This is a genomic window from Priestia sp. HNGD-A6, assembly GCF_045784335.1.
Classification (GTDB): Bacteria; Bacillota; Bacilli; order Bacillales; family Bacillaceae_H; genus Priestia; species Priestia zanthoxyli.
On sequence record NZ_CP138621.1, the window covers coordinates 4,393,346 to 4,409,679 of the forward strand.

At 39.0% G+C, this 16,334-nt stretch carries 17 protein-coding genes; 11 read left to right on the forward strand and 6 right to left on the reverse strand.

Going from position 1 to position 16,334, the window contains the following annotated elements; translation table 11 throughout:
* Positions 1-192: 192 nt before the first annotated feature.
* From SCI76_RS22545 to SCI76_RS22560, 4 genes are all read left to right on the forward strand, one after another.
* Complete coding sequence (locus tag SCI76_RS22545; protein ID WP_168761100.1) at positions 193-1,122, forward strand: dihydrodipicolinate synthase family protein; 930 nt, start codon at positions 193-195, stop codon at positions 1,120-1,122.
* 106 nt (positions 1,123-1,228) lie between these two features.
* The gene (locus SCI76_RS22550) at positions 1,229-3,217 is read left to right on the forward strand and encodes a YjhG/YagF family D-xylonate dehydratase (RefSeq protein ID WP_168761099.1); all 1,989 of its coding nucleotides are present in this window, start codon (positions 1,229-1,231) and stop codon (positions 3,215-3,217) included.
* Positions 3,218-3,399: 182 nt separating this feature from the next.
* Positions 3,400-4,872, forward strand: a complete 1,473-nt coding sequence (locus tag SCI76_RS22555; RefSeq protein ID WP_407545247.1) for a GntP family permease — start codon at positions 3,400-3,402, stop codon at positions 4,870-4,872.
* A 761-nt stretch (positions 4,873-5,633) separates the two neighbouring features.
* A complete protein-coding gene (locus SCI76_RS22560) occupies positions 5,634-5,954 on the forward strand; it encodes a hypothetical protein (RefSeq protein ID WP_048019387.1) in 321 nt (106 codons plus the stop codon).
* A gap of 51 nt (positions 5,955-6,005) precedes the next feature.
* Here SCI76_RS22560 and SCI76_RS22565 read toward each other — a convergent pair whose 3' ends face one another.
* A complete protein-coding gene (locus SCI76_RS22565) occupies positions 6,006-7,181 on the reverse strand; it encodes a NupC/NupG family nucleoside CNT transporter (RefSeq protein ID WP_025750788.1) in 1,176 nt (391 codons plus the stop codon).
* A gap of 467 nt (positions 7,182-7,648) precedes the next feature.
* On the opposite strand from SCI76_RS22565, the gene SCI76_RS22570 reads away from it, so the two are divergent.
* Complete coding sequence (locus SCI76_RS22570; protein ID WP_063247517.1) at positions 7,649-7,864, forward strand: hypothetical protein; 216 nt, start codon at positions 7,649-7,651, stop codon at positions 7,862-7,864.
* 54 nt (positions 7,865-7,918) lie between these two features.
* Positions 7,919-8,590: an MOSC domain-containing protein gene (locus SCI76_RS22575; RefSeq protein WP_221832305.1), complete on the forward strand. Its 672-nt coding sequence runs from the start codon at positions 7,919-7,921 to the stop codon at positions 8,588-8,590.
* A gap of 57 nt (positions 8,591-8,647) precedes the next feature.
* On the opposite strand, the gene SCI76_RS22580 is transcribed toward SCI76_RS22575, so the two are convergent.
* Entirely contained in the window at positions 8,648-9,490 is an 843-nt protein-coding gene (locus SCI76_RS22580) for a C40 family peptidase (RefSeq protein WP_221832307.1), read from the reverse strand.
* Between the two features lie 514 nt (positions 9,491-10,004).
* On the opposite strand from SCI76_RS22580, the gene SCI76_RS22585 reads away from it, so the two are divergent.
* Positions 10,005-10,919 (forward strand): DMT family transporter, encoded by a 915-nt coding sequence (locus SCI76_RS22585; protein ID WP_221832310.1) that lies wholly within the window; start codon positions 10,005-10,007, stop codon positions 10,917-10,919.
* A 47-nt stretch (positions 10,920-10,966) separates the two neighbouring features.
* On the opposite strand, the gene SCI76_RS22590 is transcribed toward SCI76_RS22585, so the two are convergent.
* Positions 10,967-11,617, reverse strand: a complete 651-nt coding sequence (locus SCI76_RS22590; protein WP_034267099.1) for a DUF975 family protein — start codon at positions 11,615-11,617, stop codon at positions 10,967-10,969.
* A 192-nt stretch (positions 11,618-11,809) separates the two neighbouring features.
* On the opposite strand from SCI76_RS22590, the gene SCI76_RS22595 reads away from it, so the two are divergent.
* The gene (locus tag SCI76_RS22595) at positions 11,810-12,163 is read left to right on the forward strand and encodes a DUF4181 domain-containing protein (RefSeq protein WP_034267096.1); all 354 of its coding nucleotides are present in this window, start codon (positions 11,810-11,812) and stop codon (positions 12,161-12,163) included.
* On the opposite strand, the gene SCI76_RS22600 is transcribed toward SCI76_RS22595, so the two are convergent.
* Positions 12,138-12,320 carry a hypothetical protein gene (locus SCI76_RS22600; RefSeq protein ID WP_084595945.1) on the reverse strand — a complete coding sequence of 61 codons (183 nt, stop codon included), beginning with the start codon at positions 12,318-12,320 and terminating at the stop codon, positions 12,138-12,140. The two genes, SCI76_RS22595 and SCI76_RS22600, sit on opposite strands and share 26 nt — an antisense overlap.
* 146 nt (positions 12,321-12,466) lie before the next feature.
* The gene (locus SCI76_RS22605; RefSeq protein WP_115654560.1) at positions 12,467-13,480 is read right to left on the reverse strand and encodes a S66 peptidase family protein; all 1,014 of its coding nucleotides are present in this window, start codon (positions 13,478-13,480) and stop codon (positions 12,467-12,469) included.
* A 148-nt stretch (positions 13,481-13,628) separates the two neighbouring features.
* Between SCI76_RS22605 and SCI76_RS22610 the strand changes: the two genes are divergently transcribed.
* Both SCI76_RS22610 and SCI76_RS22615 read left to right on the forward strand, forming a co-directional pair.
* Positions 13,629-14,141 (forward strand): sigma-70 family RNA polymerase sigma factor, encoded by a 513-nt coding sequence (locus SCI76_RS22610; protein WP_115654559.1) that lies wholly within the window; start codon positions 13,629-13,631, stop codon positions 14,139-14,141.
* A gap of 19 nt (positions 14,142-14,160) precedes the next feature.
* Positions 14,161-15,324, forward strand: a complete 1,164-nt coding sequence (locus SCI76_RS22615) for a DUF4179 domain-containing protein (protein ID WP_221832314.1) — start codon at positions 14,161-14,163, stop codon at positions 15,322-15,324.
* Between the two features lie 46 nt (positions 15,325-15,370).
* On the opposite strand, the gene SCI76_RS22620 is transcribed toward SCI76_RS22615, so the two are convergent.
* On the reverse strand, positions 15,371-15,790 hold the full coding sequence (locus SCI76_RS22620; protein ID WP_071272263.1) for a MarR family winged helix-turn-helix transcriptional regulator: 420 nt from the start codon (positions 15,788-15,790) through the stop codon (positions 15,371-15,373).
* A gap of 143 nt (positions 15,791-15,933) precedes the next feature.
* Between SCI76_RS22620 and SCI76_RS22625 the strand changes: the two genes are divergently transcribed.
* Complete coding sequence (locus SCI76_RS22625) at positions 15,934-16,281, forward strand: DUF6054 family protein (protein ID WP_028414741.1); 348 nt, start codon at positions 15,934-15,936, stop codon at positions 16,279-16,281.
* The last annotated feature ends 53 nt before the right edge of the window (positions 16,282-16,334 follow it).

Genomic DNA, 16,334 nt, shown 5'->3' on the forward strand with positions numbered 1-16,334 from the left:
AATTCTAGCTACTACACGTATCTAAAGAGATCCTTTACTAGAAGAAAGTTACCTCTTAACAAATAGAAGATATAGCAATCTCCTATATCTTTTTGCCAAAATACAACAAAATTATATTTAAATAATTAAGTTGAGTTTTTATATGAGCTTAAAAAATTTGTTTTTATTAAATTTTAAAAGGATGGAAATATAATGAGAAAAATAACAAGGTTTCATGGGGTAATTCCGCCTGTCTCTACAATAGTAGATCAAAATGAATGTTTAGATGAAAAAGGAATGAAAAATTTAATTGATTTTCTAATTGATTCTAAAGTGAATGGGCTGTTTTTTTTAGGATCAGGTGGAGAATTCAGTCAAATGTCAGTTTCTTTAAGGAAAAAAGTAGCGGAATTTGCAGTGGAATATGTAAATGGACGTCTGCCAGTTCTAATTGGCACTGGTACTCCAAGTACAAAAGGGACTATCTCACTAAGTATGCATGCCAAAGAAATAGGGGCGGATGGAATCGTAGTCATTAACCCATATTATTGGCCTTTATCCGAGGATAATCTTTTTCAGCATTTTGCCCAAATTGCTGAAAAAGTAAATATGCCCACCCTTTTATATAATTTTCCAGCATTAACAGGCCAAGATTTATCTCCGGAATTTGTTCTTAAGTTAGTCGAATCTTATCCCAACATTGTAGGTATTAAAGAAACTGTTGATGCAGTTGCTCATACAAGGGAAATGATCTTGACTGTAAAGGCTACCTATCCTGATTTCGCTGTTTTCTCAGGATACGATGATCACTTTTTAAATACGTTATCTCTTGGCGGAGATGGCTCCATTCCTGGTACTGCTAATTTTGCACCAGAGATTTCCATAAATATTTATCAATCTTTTATGGAAAAAGACTATGCCCGCGCAATTGAAGCTCATCGTCTGTTATCAAGTTTATTATCCTTATATCAAATAGATAAGCCTTTTGTAAGTGTGATTAAAGAAGCTCTTTCCTTAAGAGGGATAAAAGTTTCTACAAACATGATAGCTCCGGCTCGTGAACTTAGTGAAGAAAAAAAAGAACAAGTAAAACAAATACTAGGTCAAGTATTAGGGGCAGAAAAAAATTTTACCAATTATTAATAAAAAGTGTTTTTCAAGAAACTTATATTCTCTAGTTAATAAAGGAGGGTATGAGCAGCAAAACATATATTTTAAAAAAAAAAAAATTATTAATGGAGGAATACATATGTCATTGCAATCGATATTTGGCAAAGAGGATGTATCTCTTTATAAAATTCAAACTCATTCGAAGGGAGCAGATGGTTCACTCCCACTTACACCCGAAATGTTGTTAGACTCACCAAGTGGTGACCTTTTTGGATTATCCCAAAATGTTGGTATGGGCTGGGCACCTTCAAATCTACTGGGAAAACAAGTTCTAATTCTCGGTACTCAAGGTGGAATCAGGAATCATGATGGTACTCCAATTGCATTAGGCTATCATACTGGGCACTGGGAAATAGGTTTATTAATGAAGGCATCAGCCCAAGAGATTAGTAGACAAGGCGGCGTGCCCTTTGCAGGTTTCGTAAGTGATCCATGTGATGGCCGCTCCCAAGGAACTACTGGTATGTTTGACTCACTGCCTTTTCGAAATGATGCGGCTATAGTTTATCGAAGATTAATTCGTTCATTGCCTACTCGCAGAGCAATTATCGGAGTAGCTACATGTGATAAAGGTCTTCCAGCAATGATGGTAGCTCTGGCATCAATGCATGACTTGCCAACTATCATTGTTCCTGGAGGTGTTACTCTTCCACCTACAAATGGAGAAGATGCAGGCAAGATTCAAACAATTGGGGCAAGATACGCAAATAACGAAATTACTTTGCAAGAAGCTGCTGATCTCGGATGTCGTGCTTGTGCTACACCGGGAGGAGGATGTCAATTTCTTGGGACAGCTGGTACCTCTCAAGTTGTTGCAGAAGCAATTGGAATGGCTTTACCCCACTCGGCACTAGCACCTTCAGGCCAGTCAGTATGGATGGAGATGGCTAAGCAATCAGCACGTGCGGCTTTAGAAATGGAGAAGAAAAAGATTTCCACCAAAGATATAATTACAGATAAAGCTATAGAGAATGCTATGGTAATTCATGCAGCTTTCGGGGGTTCAACAAATTTATTACTTCATATTCCAGCAATTGCTCATGCAGCTAATTGTAAGATACCTAGCGTTGAAGATTGGACTAGAATCAATAAAAAAGTTCCTCGTTTAGTCGATGTACTACCAAATGGTCCTGTAGGTCATACAACTGTTAAGGTATTCTTAGCAGGTGGAGTACCGGAGGTAATGCTTCATTTGAGAAAATTAGGTGTCTTGCATGAAGATGTGCTAACAGTTACTGGAGAAACTCTTGGTTCAAACCTAGATTGGTGGGAAAAATCAGAAAGACGTGCAATGATGAAAAAACAATTGTTAGAGGCTGATGGAATCAATCCTGATGATATTATTATGGATCCAGCCAAAGCAAAAGAAAAAGGTCTAACTTCCACAGTTACATTCCCGAAAGGAAATATCGCCCCTGAAGGATCAGTAATTAAATCAACTTCTATTGATCCATCTGTGGTAGGAGAAGACGGGGTATATCGACATAGAGGAAAAGCAAAGGTCTTTACTTCAGAAAAAGCAGCCATAAAATCGATTAAAACAGGAGGCATAGAAGCAGGAGATATAATGGTAGTTATGGGCGGTGGTCCTTCAGGAACCGGAATGGAGGAAACATATCAATTAACATCGGCCTTAAAACATTTGTCTTTTGGAAAACATGTTTCCTTAATTACAGACGCGCGTTTCTCTGGTGTTTCTACTGGTGCCTGTATCGGGCATATTGGACCTGAGGCATTAGCTGGGGGACCAATTGGAAGATTACGTGATGGAGACATAATTGAAATCATTATTGACCGTAATCAATTAGTGGGTTCAGTTAATTTTGTTGGAACTGAGAATACAAGACTTTCTTTAGAAAAAGCAACTAAAGTCTTGCAAGAACGTGACCTTCATCCAGAGCTAAAACCGGATCCGGGTCTTCCAGATGATACTCGTTTGTGGGCTGCGCTTCAATCAGTTAGTGGAGGAACGTGGCGTGGAAATATCTATGACACAGATCGAATTATTGAGGTTCTAAAAGCAGGGGTAGAAGCATTAGACAAAGAAAAAACACTAGTCCAGAATTAACCTATTAATTTTAAAGATATTTAAGGTCTTAATTGAAAGCGTTTACTAAAGGGCGTTTTTTCAAACAATTGTACTTTATGACTAGTAAACAAAATAGAATAAGCGTCCTAGAGTTACTTACTAATTAAAATATAGCGTCAGTGTTTCAGTAAGTGGAGCAAGCAAGTGAAAATATTTTAATTATTTTTTGGAGGTATATCATGCCGTTATTTATAGTAGCGATTGGGATTATCTTGTTGCTAATTTTGATTACTGGATTTAAATTAAATACATTTGTTTCATTAATAATTTTATCTTTTATTGTATCTTTAGCACTTGGAATGCCTATGGAAAAGGTTGTCACATCAATTGAAGCTGGATTAGGAGGTACACTTGGTCATATAGCTTTAATATTTGGACTTGGTGCAATGCTTGGTAGATTAATTGCTGACGCCGGGGGAGCTCAGCGTATCGCCATGACTCTAATTAACAAATTTGGAGAAAAAAGAATTCAGTGGGCTGTTGTAGTTGCTTCGTTTATTGTAGGTATAGCTTTATTTTTTGAAGTAGGATTAGTTTTATTAATCCCAATTGTATTTTCGATTGCGAAAGAATTAAGAGCCTCTATCTTGCACTTAGGTATTCCTATGGCTGCAGCTTTATTAGCAACTCATAGTTTCCTTCCCCCACACCCAGGACCAACAGTCATAGCTGGTGAGTATGGTGCTGACATTGGATTAGTTTTACTCTACGGTATTATTGTTGCAATACCAACCGTCATTATAGCAGGTCCTCTATATACTAAGATGGCTAAAAAAATCGTACCTGATGCATTCAAGAAGACGGGTAATATAGCTTCTTTAGGTGAACAAAAAACGTTCAAACTTAACGAAACACCAGGTTTCGGCATAAGCGTATTAACTGCAATGTTTCCTGTTTTATTAATGTCTATATCTACAATTCTTGATATGATTCAAAAATCAGTAGGATTTGAAGATGATACAACGATTGAAATAATTCGTCTTATAGGAAACCCTTCATCTGCAATGTTGATATCTTTAATTCTTGCATTTTATACAATGGGAATAGCAAGAAATACTCCTATAAAAGAAGTTATGAACTCCTGTGCATCATCAATTGCTGCAATTGGTATGATGCTATTAATTATTGGAGGCGGGGGTGCCTTCAAGCAAGTACTAATTGATGGTGGTGTAGGAGATTATGTAGCAGAATTGTTTAAAGGAACTTCAATGTCACCTATCATACTTGCTTGGGTAGTTGCTGCATTATTACGTATCTCTTTAGGATCAGCCACAGTTGCCGCTATATCCACTGCAGGATTAGTTATTCCAATGCTGTCTCAATACGATGCTAATTTAGCCTTAGTAACTCTTGCAACTGGAGCGGGAAGCTCAATATGCTCACATGTTAATGATGCAGGATTTTGGATGATTAAAGAATATTTCGGGTTAAGTATGAAAGAAACATTTTCAACATGGACAATACTTTCAACTATTACTTCCATAGCAGGATTAGGGTTTATTTTATTATTAGATACATCTGTAATTATCTCAATAATATTAATAATTTCCATTAGCACAGTAGCAATGTATCTCAGTATATTTAACAAACCTTTCAAGCAACCTAAGGATAAAAACGACGTTTTAGACGTATAAAGGTGTAAAGCTTTTTAAAAGACAAATAGTGATTTTATATTTTTGAAGATATGGAGTTAAACAAGGCAGCTATATATTTGGTTGCCTTGTTAGTGAAATTGAACAATTTGAATTACATTCCTTGTACGATCATTTGCACTCGAAATATATCTGAGTCCATAATACTTAACTTTTTCAATTTTTCTTTTCGTATCATTACTTACTGTATAATTTACCATGTAATTTATTCATCAGTTCCCCCTCAAACATAATTATCTTTTTTAAAACCCTCTATGCAAACTATTACCAACGAAATAGTGCCCCAGCTAATACTAGTCTTTATTTTTAAATCCCAAAGACCGTATTCATTAAGGTTTAAACGATACGTAGACTACCAGTGTCTACAGTGACCTTTAGAAAAAAACAGGGTGATTCATAAAAAATAGAAACAAAACTCACCGAAAAATCATATTATTAGCTATTTCAGTTTTTAAAATTATGATGTATGATAAGGTTTGCAAAATGATAAATAGGATAATTAAATTCTAACCTTTATTTACTCTTATGTGTGATAATTTAATAATAGGCAATTAGAAAAGAGTGATTAGCTTGGAAGAGATAAATCTTGATAAAGTGTATTAATCCAATGAATGTCTAGATAAGGGAAGTAGGCAATGCCCCAATCGCAATTCAGCTTACTTCAAAATCTCCGTAAAAGGTGAAAATCTCTTATATGGATATTGAGAATGCAGTCTGTAACCATATAAAGAAGGAGAAAAATAATGAAAAAAGCTCTCATTTTTTGTTCAGTTCTTATACTCCTACTCTTAGGAGGAGGGATTTACATAGATCATTCTAGAGAAAAACAAATGGAGCAAAAACAAAATGATCAAATGTTCCATAAGGCAGAGCAGGCAGCCGTTACATACTTTAAAGAAAAAAGACATAAAGACTTAGTGGTGGAAAAAGCAGATTTTGCGGACCGTGGTTTTGAGTATATAGAGGTAACGGGAAAGGTGAAAGAAGGCGAATCGAAGCAATACGTAGTAAACGTCAGCTACAATGATAACTACCGCGTTACTTCTATTGTTGATATGAATTAAAAATAGATATAAAAGCTAAAAAAGCACTCACCAACGTGAGTGCTTTCCTCATTAAATAAACAATCCAACCATAATCCCTGTTAAAATCGATCCCATTGTAGCGACTAACAGCATCTTCAAGCCGAATTTCGCAACGCGTGAAGCTTGTTCGCCGTTGATTGCTTGGATCGTACCAAGAACGATCCCGATTGAGCTGAAGTTTGCAAATGAGATTAAGTAAGCTGATACGATACCGACTGTTTTTTCAGAAAGGTGAGGCATCATTTTTTGGAAGTCAAGCATCGCAACGAATTCGTTTGCCACTACTTTTGTTCCCATTACGCCGCCGGCTCTCATCAGTTCGTCTGCCGGGATACCCATGATAAAGGCAATTGGGTAGAAGATATAGCCTAAAATGTCTTGAACCGTTAATCCGATTACGCCGTTTAATACGTAGTTCACTAATGCTAAAAGACCAACGTACGTTACAAGCATAGCTGCTACGATTAACGCAACGCGTCCGCCGTCTAGGGCACCGTCACCGATTGCTTCAAACAGCGTGCCTTGCTTAGCAGGCGCTTTAATATCGACTTCGTTTTCATCTTCTACTTTTACTGGTGCAACGATAGAAGAAACGATTAAGCCAGAGAATACGTTTAGCGGAAGGGCAATTAATACGTACTCAGCCGGAATCATCTGCATGTATGCACCAAGAATTGAACAAGAAACGGATACTAAAGATGTTGTTGTAACGATAAATAAACGGTTTGGTGTTAAACCTCCGATGTGGTTTTTCACCGCAATTAGCGCCGTTGTATCACCAAAGATCATCGCATTCACGGCTGTGAAGCTTTCAATTTGGGGAAGTCCGGTAATTTTTGAAACAAGTCCTCCAATATATTTGATCCCAAAGGGTAAAATACGAGAGTAGTTTAAAATACTTAATAATGCTGAAACGAATACAATCATAACTAACGTTTGGATAAAGAAAATGCCTTTTCCTGCAAGATCTCCAAACACGAACGAAATTCCGTCGTTACCAAATGATAAGATCTTTGTAAATACACTTGTGATAAAGTCAAGCACCTTGCGACCAATCGATGTATTCATCATAAAAGCAGAGATAGCAAGCTGGATGACAAGCATAACTGCGATGCCTTTATAGTTGATAAGTTTCCTGTCGTTTGACATGAGGAATGCAACTGCTAAGATAATTACAATCCCGATAATTCCCATTAAAATTGACATTTACTTTTCTCCTTACATGTATTCTATATTTATAAAAGAGGGACGTGCATAGAAATGACTATGTAAATCGGCCTCTATTTTATACAAAAACGGAACTTCTACGCCAATTTTGTTAAAAATGGGCAAAATTTTTTAGGCCATTATAAAAAATGACGTAATTGTAAAATAATATTTACTATGTGCTAATATGTAAAAAAACATGCAGAACTGACATAATAACTTATATTTCGACAGCCTCTACTATCTTAAATCATTTTGAACAAAAGAAAAAGGGGAAATGAAGATATTTTTAATATAATTGTGAAATATTTTTAAAAATTTATGATACTTCCGGTTCTTGGAATTACAGCATGAGAAGTAAAAAAGAGACAAAATGACCTATAATACGTCGTTTTAGAGAAACTTTTCCTTTTTAATGGTAGAATATTCATGAGGGATTATAAAGCAATCGCATAAAGGAGTTAACAATGAATAGTATTCAAACATTTTTTTCAAAGCATCCAAAATGGTCGTATACAGGAAATTTTGTGGTAACACTAGCGTGCGTAGCCGTGTTTCCATCTTTATTTATGCCGACCGTTTCGGGAGTGCTGCTTGGATTTGTCGCAGCTACCGCTATTAATTATGCACTAGGACTTAAGTGGAAACCGCTGAGACAGCTCATGAGTACATCCAGTAAATAAAACGCTCTATAAATGTGGTAAACTAGTAAAAATGATAAAAGAGGTGTAAACATAATGACAACACCTGAGAGAAAGCTGATTCATTTAGCAACCGGCATGCCCGAACAAATGGCATACGGCTCTGACAAAGAAATGCGGACAGGTATATGCAAAAAGCAAGTAGACGAAACGTTTTTAGCAAAAGAAGGGTTTCAAGGCGACGGCGTAGCGGACTTAAGGTATCACGGCGGACCGGATCGTGCGGTGTGCGTGTATCCGTATGAGCACTACAAAAAATGGAACGAAGAGTTTGATACGGAGCTGCCCATGTCTGCGTTTGGAGAAAATCTTGTCTTAGCGGGCATGGTTGAAAAAGACGTATGCATTGGAGACGTTTATCAAGTGGGAGACGCCGTTATTCAAGTGACGCAAGGGCGAAATCCATGCGACACGATTACAAAGAGAACGGGCGTTAAAGGGATTTTAAAACGAATGATTGAGACAAGCTATACCGGCTATCTTTGCCGCGTGCTGAAAGAAGGTACGATTACGAAAGACGCGGAAGTGAAATTAATTCAAGCTCATCCGGACCAAGTATCCGTGTGGTTCACGCTTGATTTATATTTCCATCATTCAAAAGATGTAGAAGGAATGCAGCGGGCTTTAGAAGTGGCTGAGCTTGCGGAAGACTGGAAAAATAAATTTCAAACGCGGATTGAAAAGGCGCTTTCTGTCGCGCAGCGATAAAAAGTAAATGCCCTCCAATCGTTAGAACGTATCTAACGATTGGAGGGCATTTTTTTCTTAGAAGCGTCCGTATCCTAAGAAATGATCTTGATAGTAAGAAACATCCAGGTCAGCTACAGCTACACCGTGTGAACCAGCGTGAATCATTTGGCCATTTCCGATGTAGATTCCCATGTGAGATGGGCCGCTTGTGTATGTGTTTTGGAAGAATACTAGATCGCCTGGTTGTGGAGACGAAATTTTTGTCGCCATGTTCCAGTAGTTGGCTACGCTTGTACGTGAAATGCTGTGACCGCTATGGTTGAACACGTATGCGATAAAGCCTGAGCAGTCAAATCCGCTTGGTGTGTTTCCTGCCCATTGGTAAGGTGATCCTACTAAACTACGTGCAACATTTACTGTGCTTCCAGAAGCCGTGCTTGTTGTTGGAGCAGGTGCTGGTGTGCTAGTTTCTTTTGCTGCAGATGTAGATGCTGTAGAAGTAGAAGTAGAAGGAGTTGATGTGCTTACACCTTTTACTTGGCTTGCGCTTGGTTTACCTGATGCAATTGTTACGTAGCTTGAGCTTTTTGAAATCCATTTGTTTGGTGCAATTTCAACTAAGCCGTTTGCTTCTTTTAAAATAGCAAACTCTTGGCCTTGTGTTGCCGTTCCAACAACTGGAGATGAAAAGCTAGCTCCTTGACGAATATTTAACGCACTCACGTTTACGATGACTTTTTGATTAGTAGTAGTTGCTTGTTGTTGAGGTACGCTTGGCGTTACCTTTTCTTGTACGGGTGCTGGTGCAGCGCCTCCGTCATTTGCACTTGCTGAAGTTGTGCTAAATGTTAGGGCAGCGGGAACAAGTAATGCTGCTAACCCCATATTCATAACTGTACGATTTGCTTTCTTTAGCATGTTCTTTCTCCCTTTCCATAACTTGTTTTATTCACAACTGTGAGTCTATCAATCCTGAAAGGAAAAGTAAACATCTAATTCCAAATTACGACATTTTGTAACATAGTTTTAATATTAAAGGGCGATATAAGTAGAATTGTCACCTTCTCTGTAATAATTCTGACAATTCATCTAGGTAGAAATGTTTAGGAGATTCATAGATTTATTAGAAAATATGTCAGCTAAATGAAAAAGGGGAGCAGAAACCCAGCAGCTGAATGGCTTCAAGGCTTTTAGGATGTATAAAAGCTATAGGTAAAAAGTGATATTGTTCCCTAGCGACGCATTTTATTTTTTTCTAAATGAACACATAGAGAAGAAAGATACGCTGTCATAAAAGAAACTCAGTTACTAACTGCTATACATAAATTACATCAAAAGCATCCAGTTGAAGCGAGTGAAAAAGAAGCGTAGTATACAAGGAGTAATGAACGCGTGAATCATTTACATTCATATATGTAGGAGTGGTTGTTGTATGAAACAGTCATCATCTTTTATTAATGGAATTCTTTTAGCTGCTCTTGTACTGATTTGGGGATTAACGTGGCCGATGTCGAAGCTGGCGCTTGGCTATTCATCGCCTATTTTGTTATCTGGACTGCGGTCATTAAGTGCGGGAATCATCTTATTAGCAGTCGCACTGCCAAGATCTAAACAGCTTCACTGGAAGCAGAACTGGCGTAAATATATGGTATCAGGTCTATTTAATTCAATCTTATTCTACGGTCTGCAAACGATTGGACTTATGTTTATGCCAGCAGGGGTCTTCAGCGTGATTGTCTACTTGCAGCCGGTGCTCATCGGCATCATTGCATGGATGTGGATTGGAGAAAGCATGAACGCTGTCAAGATAGGTGGCTTGCTTCTTGGTTTTGTAGGTGTAGCTACCATCAGCATGGGAGAATTATCTGCTAATGCTTCAGCCGTTGGAATTATTCTTGCTGTGCTTACGGCACTGAGCTGGGCGATTGGAACTGTCTATATCAAACGTATTAGTGACAGCGTAGATGGCATTTGGCTTATTACCATTCAAAGTCTTGTCGGCGGAGTGGTTATGACAGCGACCGGCAGCGGAGTGGAAGGATGGTCTCATATGGTGTGGAATTCATCATTTATGCTGCTGCTTTTATTTTTAGCACTGTTTTCTGTTGCTGTTGCGTGGCTCATTTATTTTTATTTAATCAGTAAAGGCGAGGCCAGCAAAGTGGCATCCTTTAATTTTCTTGTGCCCATTATTTCAATTGTCATTGGTACGCTCTTTTTGGACGAACCGTTTACGTCGTCACTTCTTGTAGGGCTAGTGCTTATTATTATCAGTATTTATTTAGTGAATAAAAAAGCGAAGACTCAAAAGTTAAAGCCCTCTGATGGAGGAGATCAGGCAGCGTAAAGCTATCCATAAAAAACCGTATTCGCAACTCGAATACGGTTTTTCTTCTATTCAGCAACTTCTGTCTCATTTGCTTTTAGCTTTTCATAAAAGACGCCAAGCGAAGTCGTTACGTACGGAACAAGCCATAATAACCCGATACCAAGCGTGATCAAGCTTAAAATTCCCCAGCCGATAAAGCTTAAAACGAGTAAAAAGTAGGTCCACTTGTAGCCGTTCATTAACCTTCTGCTTTCAGTAATAGACTGGTTCACTGAATAATCTGGGTTATCGCGGAATACGTAGTAAGCCTGTGAATAGGCAAGGCTTTTGATGATGCCGGGAATGATTAGTAAAATACTCCACAGCACGGTATAAATAATCGTTAGCAAGTAAAGTCCGAGGGTTCTAAAGTATAATCCTGCAGATGAAAATGAATCAAACACGTTTCCTACACGTACACTTTCTCCTCGCACCAGGCGCAATAGTACCCAGTAGTAAGAGAAAAAGAGCGGTACGAGCAGCAGGGATACAATATTAGCTAAGGTAGACTGAGAGTATTCGGTTTCAGACCCGCTTGGAAATCCGTTAACAAGAAAGTCAATAAGTCCTGGAATACCGGCAGCAATTAGATACGTAACGAACGTAAGCAGTACGGCGAATCCCCAGCGGTTTTTCAGCGCTGTGAGTGCACCTTGCTTCACTTCTTTTATTCTCATAACTTGATGTCCCCCTCTAGGTGAGTTTATACAGAGAATTTAACCTGTACATTAGTCAATATATTAGCGATTTTTAAATATATGAATGCTTGCACTAATAAGTTGGATAAAGTTTTTTAGAGACTTGAAATTTATGGAAAGTCCTTTAAAATGGAAGTATAAGGATATTTTAAGTCGGAAGGAGGGACGGAAATGACGCTTGTGTATTTGCTGATTCTGGCAGTCGTTTATATCTTTCTAGATCTTGCCATGCGAAAGAAGCTGAATACAAAGATGAAAAAAAGCTATTGGAGAAGCTTTAAGGGAAGGCGTCCGCTGTTTATCACACTTGAAATGGTAATGATTGCTGCGTTTTTAGTGCTGATCTTTGTTATACCTCCAGCCTATACCTCCGTTTTTATGTTTCTTTTCTTTTTTTTCCTGTACGTAATTCGAGGATTTGAAGAATGGAAGTTTGAAAGAAAACAAAAAGAGCACTATCACTCGTGGTTTGGTGCAACTTTTTTCTTGTTTGGGACGTTTATATTACTGATGACAGATATGTAAAACAAAATTGTGAAACGACGAAATGAACCGCGGTTGATTTCCGTGCAAGACTTCGCTTTCCGCGGGCGGCCGGTGAGCCTCCTCGTCGCGAACGCTCCTGCGGGGTCTCACTTGTTCCGCTTTTCCCGCAGGAGTCTTCGTCTTGCCCTCCAATCAACCATTAGAAGCACCTATATATATGAAACAAACCTACGTGCACCATACTCATAAAAAAATCCGAAAGAATTGGATTCTCCATCAGGAATCAAGTTCGTTCGAATTTTTCTTCAATTAAATAAACTACTTATATACAAGCCTCTTTTTTTACGTAAAGTATTGAACAACTGTGCCTTTATTCTTCTCTACGTTAACACTCGCATACGCGCCGTTAATAAGCGTGAGCTGAGGAGGAAGGTGGCCGCAGTCGATGTCATAGATAACTGGAATATGTAAGTCAGAGGCGAGGTCATGATACACGTCTTCAGCCGTGTAGGAATCAACGGGCTCATTAGCGATGCTTCTGCCAAATAAAATGCCCGAGCAGTTATCAAACCAGCCCGCTAGCTTAAGCTGAAGAAGCGAACGGCGAAGGTCAGCTGTCGCCAGTTCACAGTTGTCAAAGTACCAAATGACCGGTTCTAAAGGAATATGTTTTTCTCGAAAAGCTTTTACATCTCCAAAAGGAGTGCCCGCTAAGTGTCTGATCACGTCGATACATCCTCCAAGCAAGCGCCCTTCGAGGTGAACGTCACGTGACTCTGTATGTTTCCAAGCCGTTTGTTCCGTTAAATGAAACACGCATGGTGACGGGCTATCGTGCTGCCATTCTGTTTGATAGGAATCAGAAGAAACTTGAGCTACGCTTTCGCCTTCTTTGGTCGTTAATACCTGCTGCCACATCGCAGTCGTTGGATCCCAGTACTCTCCGCGTAAATCCACAAAGTTCGTTCCATGAGCCGTTGCGATTCCCGTATTAAGTGTAATAGCCAGCAAAAGAACGCTGGTGTCAGAATAGCCAAGCACCCATTTTGTTTTCCATTTTGTAAAGTCGAGGTATTCAAGAATTTCAATCAGCAGCTCGCCTCCCCAAGGCGGGATAATGATATCAATGTTTTTATCAGCAATCATGCCTTGAAGCTCATTCGCACGTTTTTTAGGAGAAGCAGATTTTGCTTTGTGCTGCGTCCACACGGTTTCTCCGGGTATAACAGAAAAACCTTTTTCTTTCATTCGTTCACACGATAAAGAAAACATGCCATGAAGAGGCTTCGGTACACCAGAAGACGGTGCGGTTACGCCGATGGTTGGGTTGGATGTAAGAAAAGGATAGATAATCATAGCGGCCTCCTTCAAAGGTTTTAGCTTATTTTACCAGCGAGAGAAATGCTGAACAAGCTTATTTTTTATTTAATTTAGGAAGATTGATAGGTTTTGTAAAAAGAATGCGTATTAATAGATGTAAAAGCAAGGAGAAAGGAGCAATGTCATGGAAGATGACTGGATTGTTGCATGTATAATGCGTAAAAAAGAAAAAGGGCTGGAGCTGTTAATTGATCAGTACGGAGGATTAATTACGGCCATCGTCCGCAAGCATTTAGGCACGTTAAAAAGCTATGAAGAAGAGTGTATAAACGACGTATTATTAGCGGTATGGCATCATATTCACCGCTTTGATTCGGAGAAAAATACGTTTAAAAACTGGGTTGCAGCTGTTGCAAAGTACAAAGCCATTGACTATCAGCGCAAATACATAAAAACGCAGCACGAATCGCTTAATGAAGCGGAATTTGGTGAAACATCAGGAGTTCATAACGTTCGAGGGGACGACTTGGAAGAACTTTTAGGTCACTTAAGTGAAGGAGACCGCGAGCTGTTTAAAGCGTATTACTTACAGGAAATCGAGCTGAAGCAAATTGCGAAAAAACAAGAGACCACCATCAGCAATTTATACAACCGGCTGTCGCGCGGACGAAAAAAATTAAAAGCCATTTTTAAATAAGAAATAAGGAGGGACAAAGATGAAAAATCAGTACGACTTATTAAACGGATCGTCTATAGATGTTGATGAATATGAAGAAATCGAGCTAACGGAAAGAGAGAAAAAACGAATGAAAAAACGTTTAAAACGTGAAATAAAGCCGGTGCGGAAAAAAGTGCGTCCGCTGATTGCCGCTGCAGTGCTGCTGCTTGCTGTGACGCCTGTGATGATGAAAAACGAAACGGTATGGGCATCGGCTGTGCGAATCAGTCAGCAACTCGGTCAGCAAATTGAGCTGCTTATGAACAAGCCTGAAGGCAGTTTGAGCAGCTATAAAAAAGCGGTAAATGAAACGGCAACGGACCAAGGCATTCAAGTAAAAGTAAATGAAATGATGCTTGATGACGGACAGGTGCTGCTTGGGTTAACCATTAGCGCAGATGAATTTAGAAGAACGGCACTAGGTCTTAACCGAAACACCCCAATTCGACCGGGAGAGCTGCGCGTGAAAATTGGTAATATGTCGTTTTTTGATTCTGCTTCAAGTATTAGAGAGGAACCAATCAAAAACAAAGACGGAAGCTGGGACTATCTGTACACTTTAAAATTAACGCAAGCGGACACGAACGGAGACGGGAAAATCGATGTGAAAGGCTACAGCGTGCTAGATCATATTGATCCGAATAAAAACTATCAAATCAGCGCGCAGTTCACAAGCCTCGAATTTGAAAAGAATCCTGGTCAGACGAAAAGCGGGAACTACCGGGATTCGTACGGAGAAATTAAAGGGAATTGGACCGTACACACCAGCGTAAACGGCTCAAAAATTATTGCTGATACTAAAGTGTATCCGTTAAACAAGGAAATTCCGATTAGCGAAAAGGGAATAGAAGGCGTACTGTCTATTAAAGAAGTTCGCGTATCGCCTGTTTCGATTAAAATGCACTATACGTTTACATCATCAAACGGAAGCATCCGAGGCGGAACGGACATTGGTGTAAAAATAAAAGACCAAAATGGAAGAGATCTTTCTGAAAGCGGCAGTGGAGGAGGAACAGACACAGTGCTAGAGAGGGACGATGAGTACAGAAACGACAAGGGAGTAGTTATGCTTCGATTTGTTCCGTATGTAAGTGATTACGAAAACGACAGTTCAAAAGATTTAACCTCGGACGCCTTTAATTTGAAGGTAAACAACAACTAACACAAATAAAAACCAGAGGCCTGCTTAGCGGGCCTCTGGTTTTTTATTAAATATCCATTTTATTTAACAAGCGAAGAAACGTTTGTAATTCTTCATCCGTAAAATGACTAAGCTTTTCACCGTATTCTTTAGTGAGCACTTTTTCCATTTCTTCTGCAAACGCTTTTCCTTTATCCGTAATGGATAAGTAGACAACGCGGCGGTCTTTTTGACTGCGTACGCGCGTGACAAATTCTCTTTCCATCAGACGGTCGCTGATGCACGTCATGCTGCTGTTTGAAATGTGCATATGCTCGGCAATCTCAGAAACGATATGATTGCCTTCTTTATACAGCATGTGAAGCGCTAAAAATTCATTTAAAGGAATATATGATTTTAAAGTGGGAATAACCGACAGCTGCATTTTTTTCGTTTGGTTTCGCATCGTTGAAACCACATCTTGGATAAGTTCATCTCGTGTATTCATTGAGGTTGTGTGCTCCTTTTTCCGTTCAAACAATTCTTTTTCTTTTCTATTGTACCATATTGTACATAAAGAGAAGCGGCAGGTTTTTTAGAGGGAAAAAGAGAAGTAGTAGGTATCTGTTGCGATAGAAAGGGGCTTGAGTGATGGGAAAGGTAATTGAATTTAAAACGACGCTGCTTCCTTTTGATGGAGCAAAAAAGCTTGTGAACGCAAATAATTCGGAAAGTGACTTATTATACAAAGAATATTATGACCTTGGAGACGGCAAGCAGCTGTGCACACTTGTGTTTGAACGCTATTTTTTCCGCACCGGCGGCAGAGGATCACTAACCATTATTCTAGAAAATGTGTCGGGTCCAAACAAAGTTAAGTGTATTCCTTCAGGAAGCGCAGAAGGAGTATTAAATATTGACTGGGGAGCAAGCAAAGATTTTGTACGATGGGTCGAAAACGCACTGTCTGCTTATACCCTAGAAGAACCGCAGAGATAAAGGTAAAGCTGGAGAAGGCAATACGCTTCTTCAGCTTTTTTGTGAAGGAAATG

Coding starts and splice junctions, on each gene's coding strand:
- SCI76_RS22545 (WP_168761100.1), top strand. CDS start 193: ATGAGAAAAATAACAAGGTTTCATGGGGTAATTCCGCCTGTCTCTACA.
- SCI76_RS22550 (WP_168761099.1), top strand. CDS start 1,229: ATGTCATTGCAATCGATATTTGGCAAAGAGGATGTATCTCTTTATAAA.
- SCI76_RS22560 (WP_048019387.1), top strand. CDS start 5,634: ATGAAAAAAGCTCTCATTTTTTGTTCAGTTCTTATACTCCTACTCTTA.
- SCI76_RS22565 (WP_025750788.1), bottom strand. CDS start 7,181: ATGTCAATTTTAATGGGAATTATCGGGATTGTAATTATCTTAGCAGTT.
- SCI76_RS22570 (WP_063247517.1), top strand. CDS start 7,649: ATGAATAGTATTCAAACATTTTTTTCAAAGCATCCAAAATGGTCGTAT.
- SCI76_RS22575 (WP_221832305.1), top strand. CDS start 7,919: ATGACAACACCTGAGAGAAAGCTGATTCATTTAGCAACCGGCATGCCC.
- SCI76_RS22580 (WP_221832307.1), bottom strand. CDS start 9,490: ATGCTAAAGAAAGCAAATCGTACAGTTATGAATATGGGGTTAGCAGCA.
- SCI76_RS22585 (WP_221832310.1), top strand. CDS start 10,005: ATGAAACAGTCATCATCTTTTATTAATGGAATTCTTTTAGCTGCTCTT.
- SCI76_RS22590 (WP_034267099.1), bottom strand. CDS start 11,617: ATGAGAATAAAAGAAGTGAAGCAAGGTGCACTCACAGCGCTGAAAAAC.
- SCI76_RS22595 (WP_034267096.1), top strand. CDS start 11,810: ATGACGCTTGTGTATTTGCTGATTCTGGCAGTCGTTTATATCTTTCTA.
- SCI76_RS22605 (WP_115654560.1), bottom strand. CDS start 13,480: ATGATTATCTATCCTTTTCTTACATCCAACCCAACCATCGGCGTAACC.
- SCI76_RS22610 (WP_115654559.1), top strand. CDS start 13,629: ATGGAAGATGACTGGATTGTTGCATGTATAATGCGTAAAAAAGAAAAA.
- SCI76_RS22615 (WP_221832314.1), top strand. CDS start 14,161: ATGAAAAATCAGTACGACTTATTAAACGGATCGTCTATAGATGTTGAT.
- SCI76_RS22620 (WP_071272263.1), bottom strand. CDS start 15,790: ATGAATACACGAGATGAACTTATCCAAGATGTGGTTTCAACGATGCGA.
- SCI76_RS22625 (WP_028414741.1), top strand. CDS start 15,934: ATGGGAAAGGTAATTGAATTTAAAACGACGCTGCTTCCTTTTGATGGA.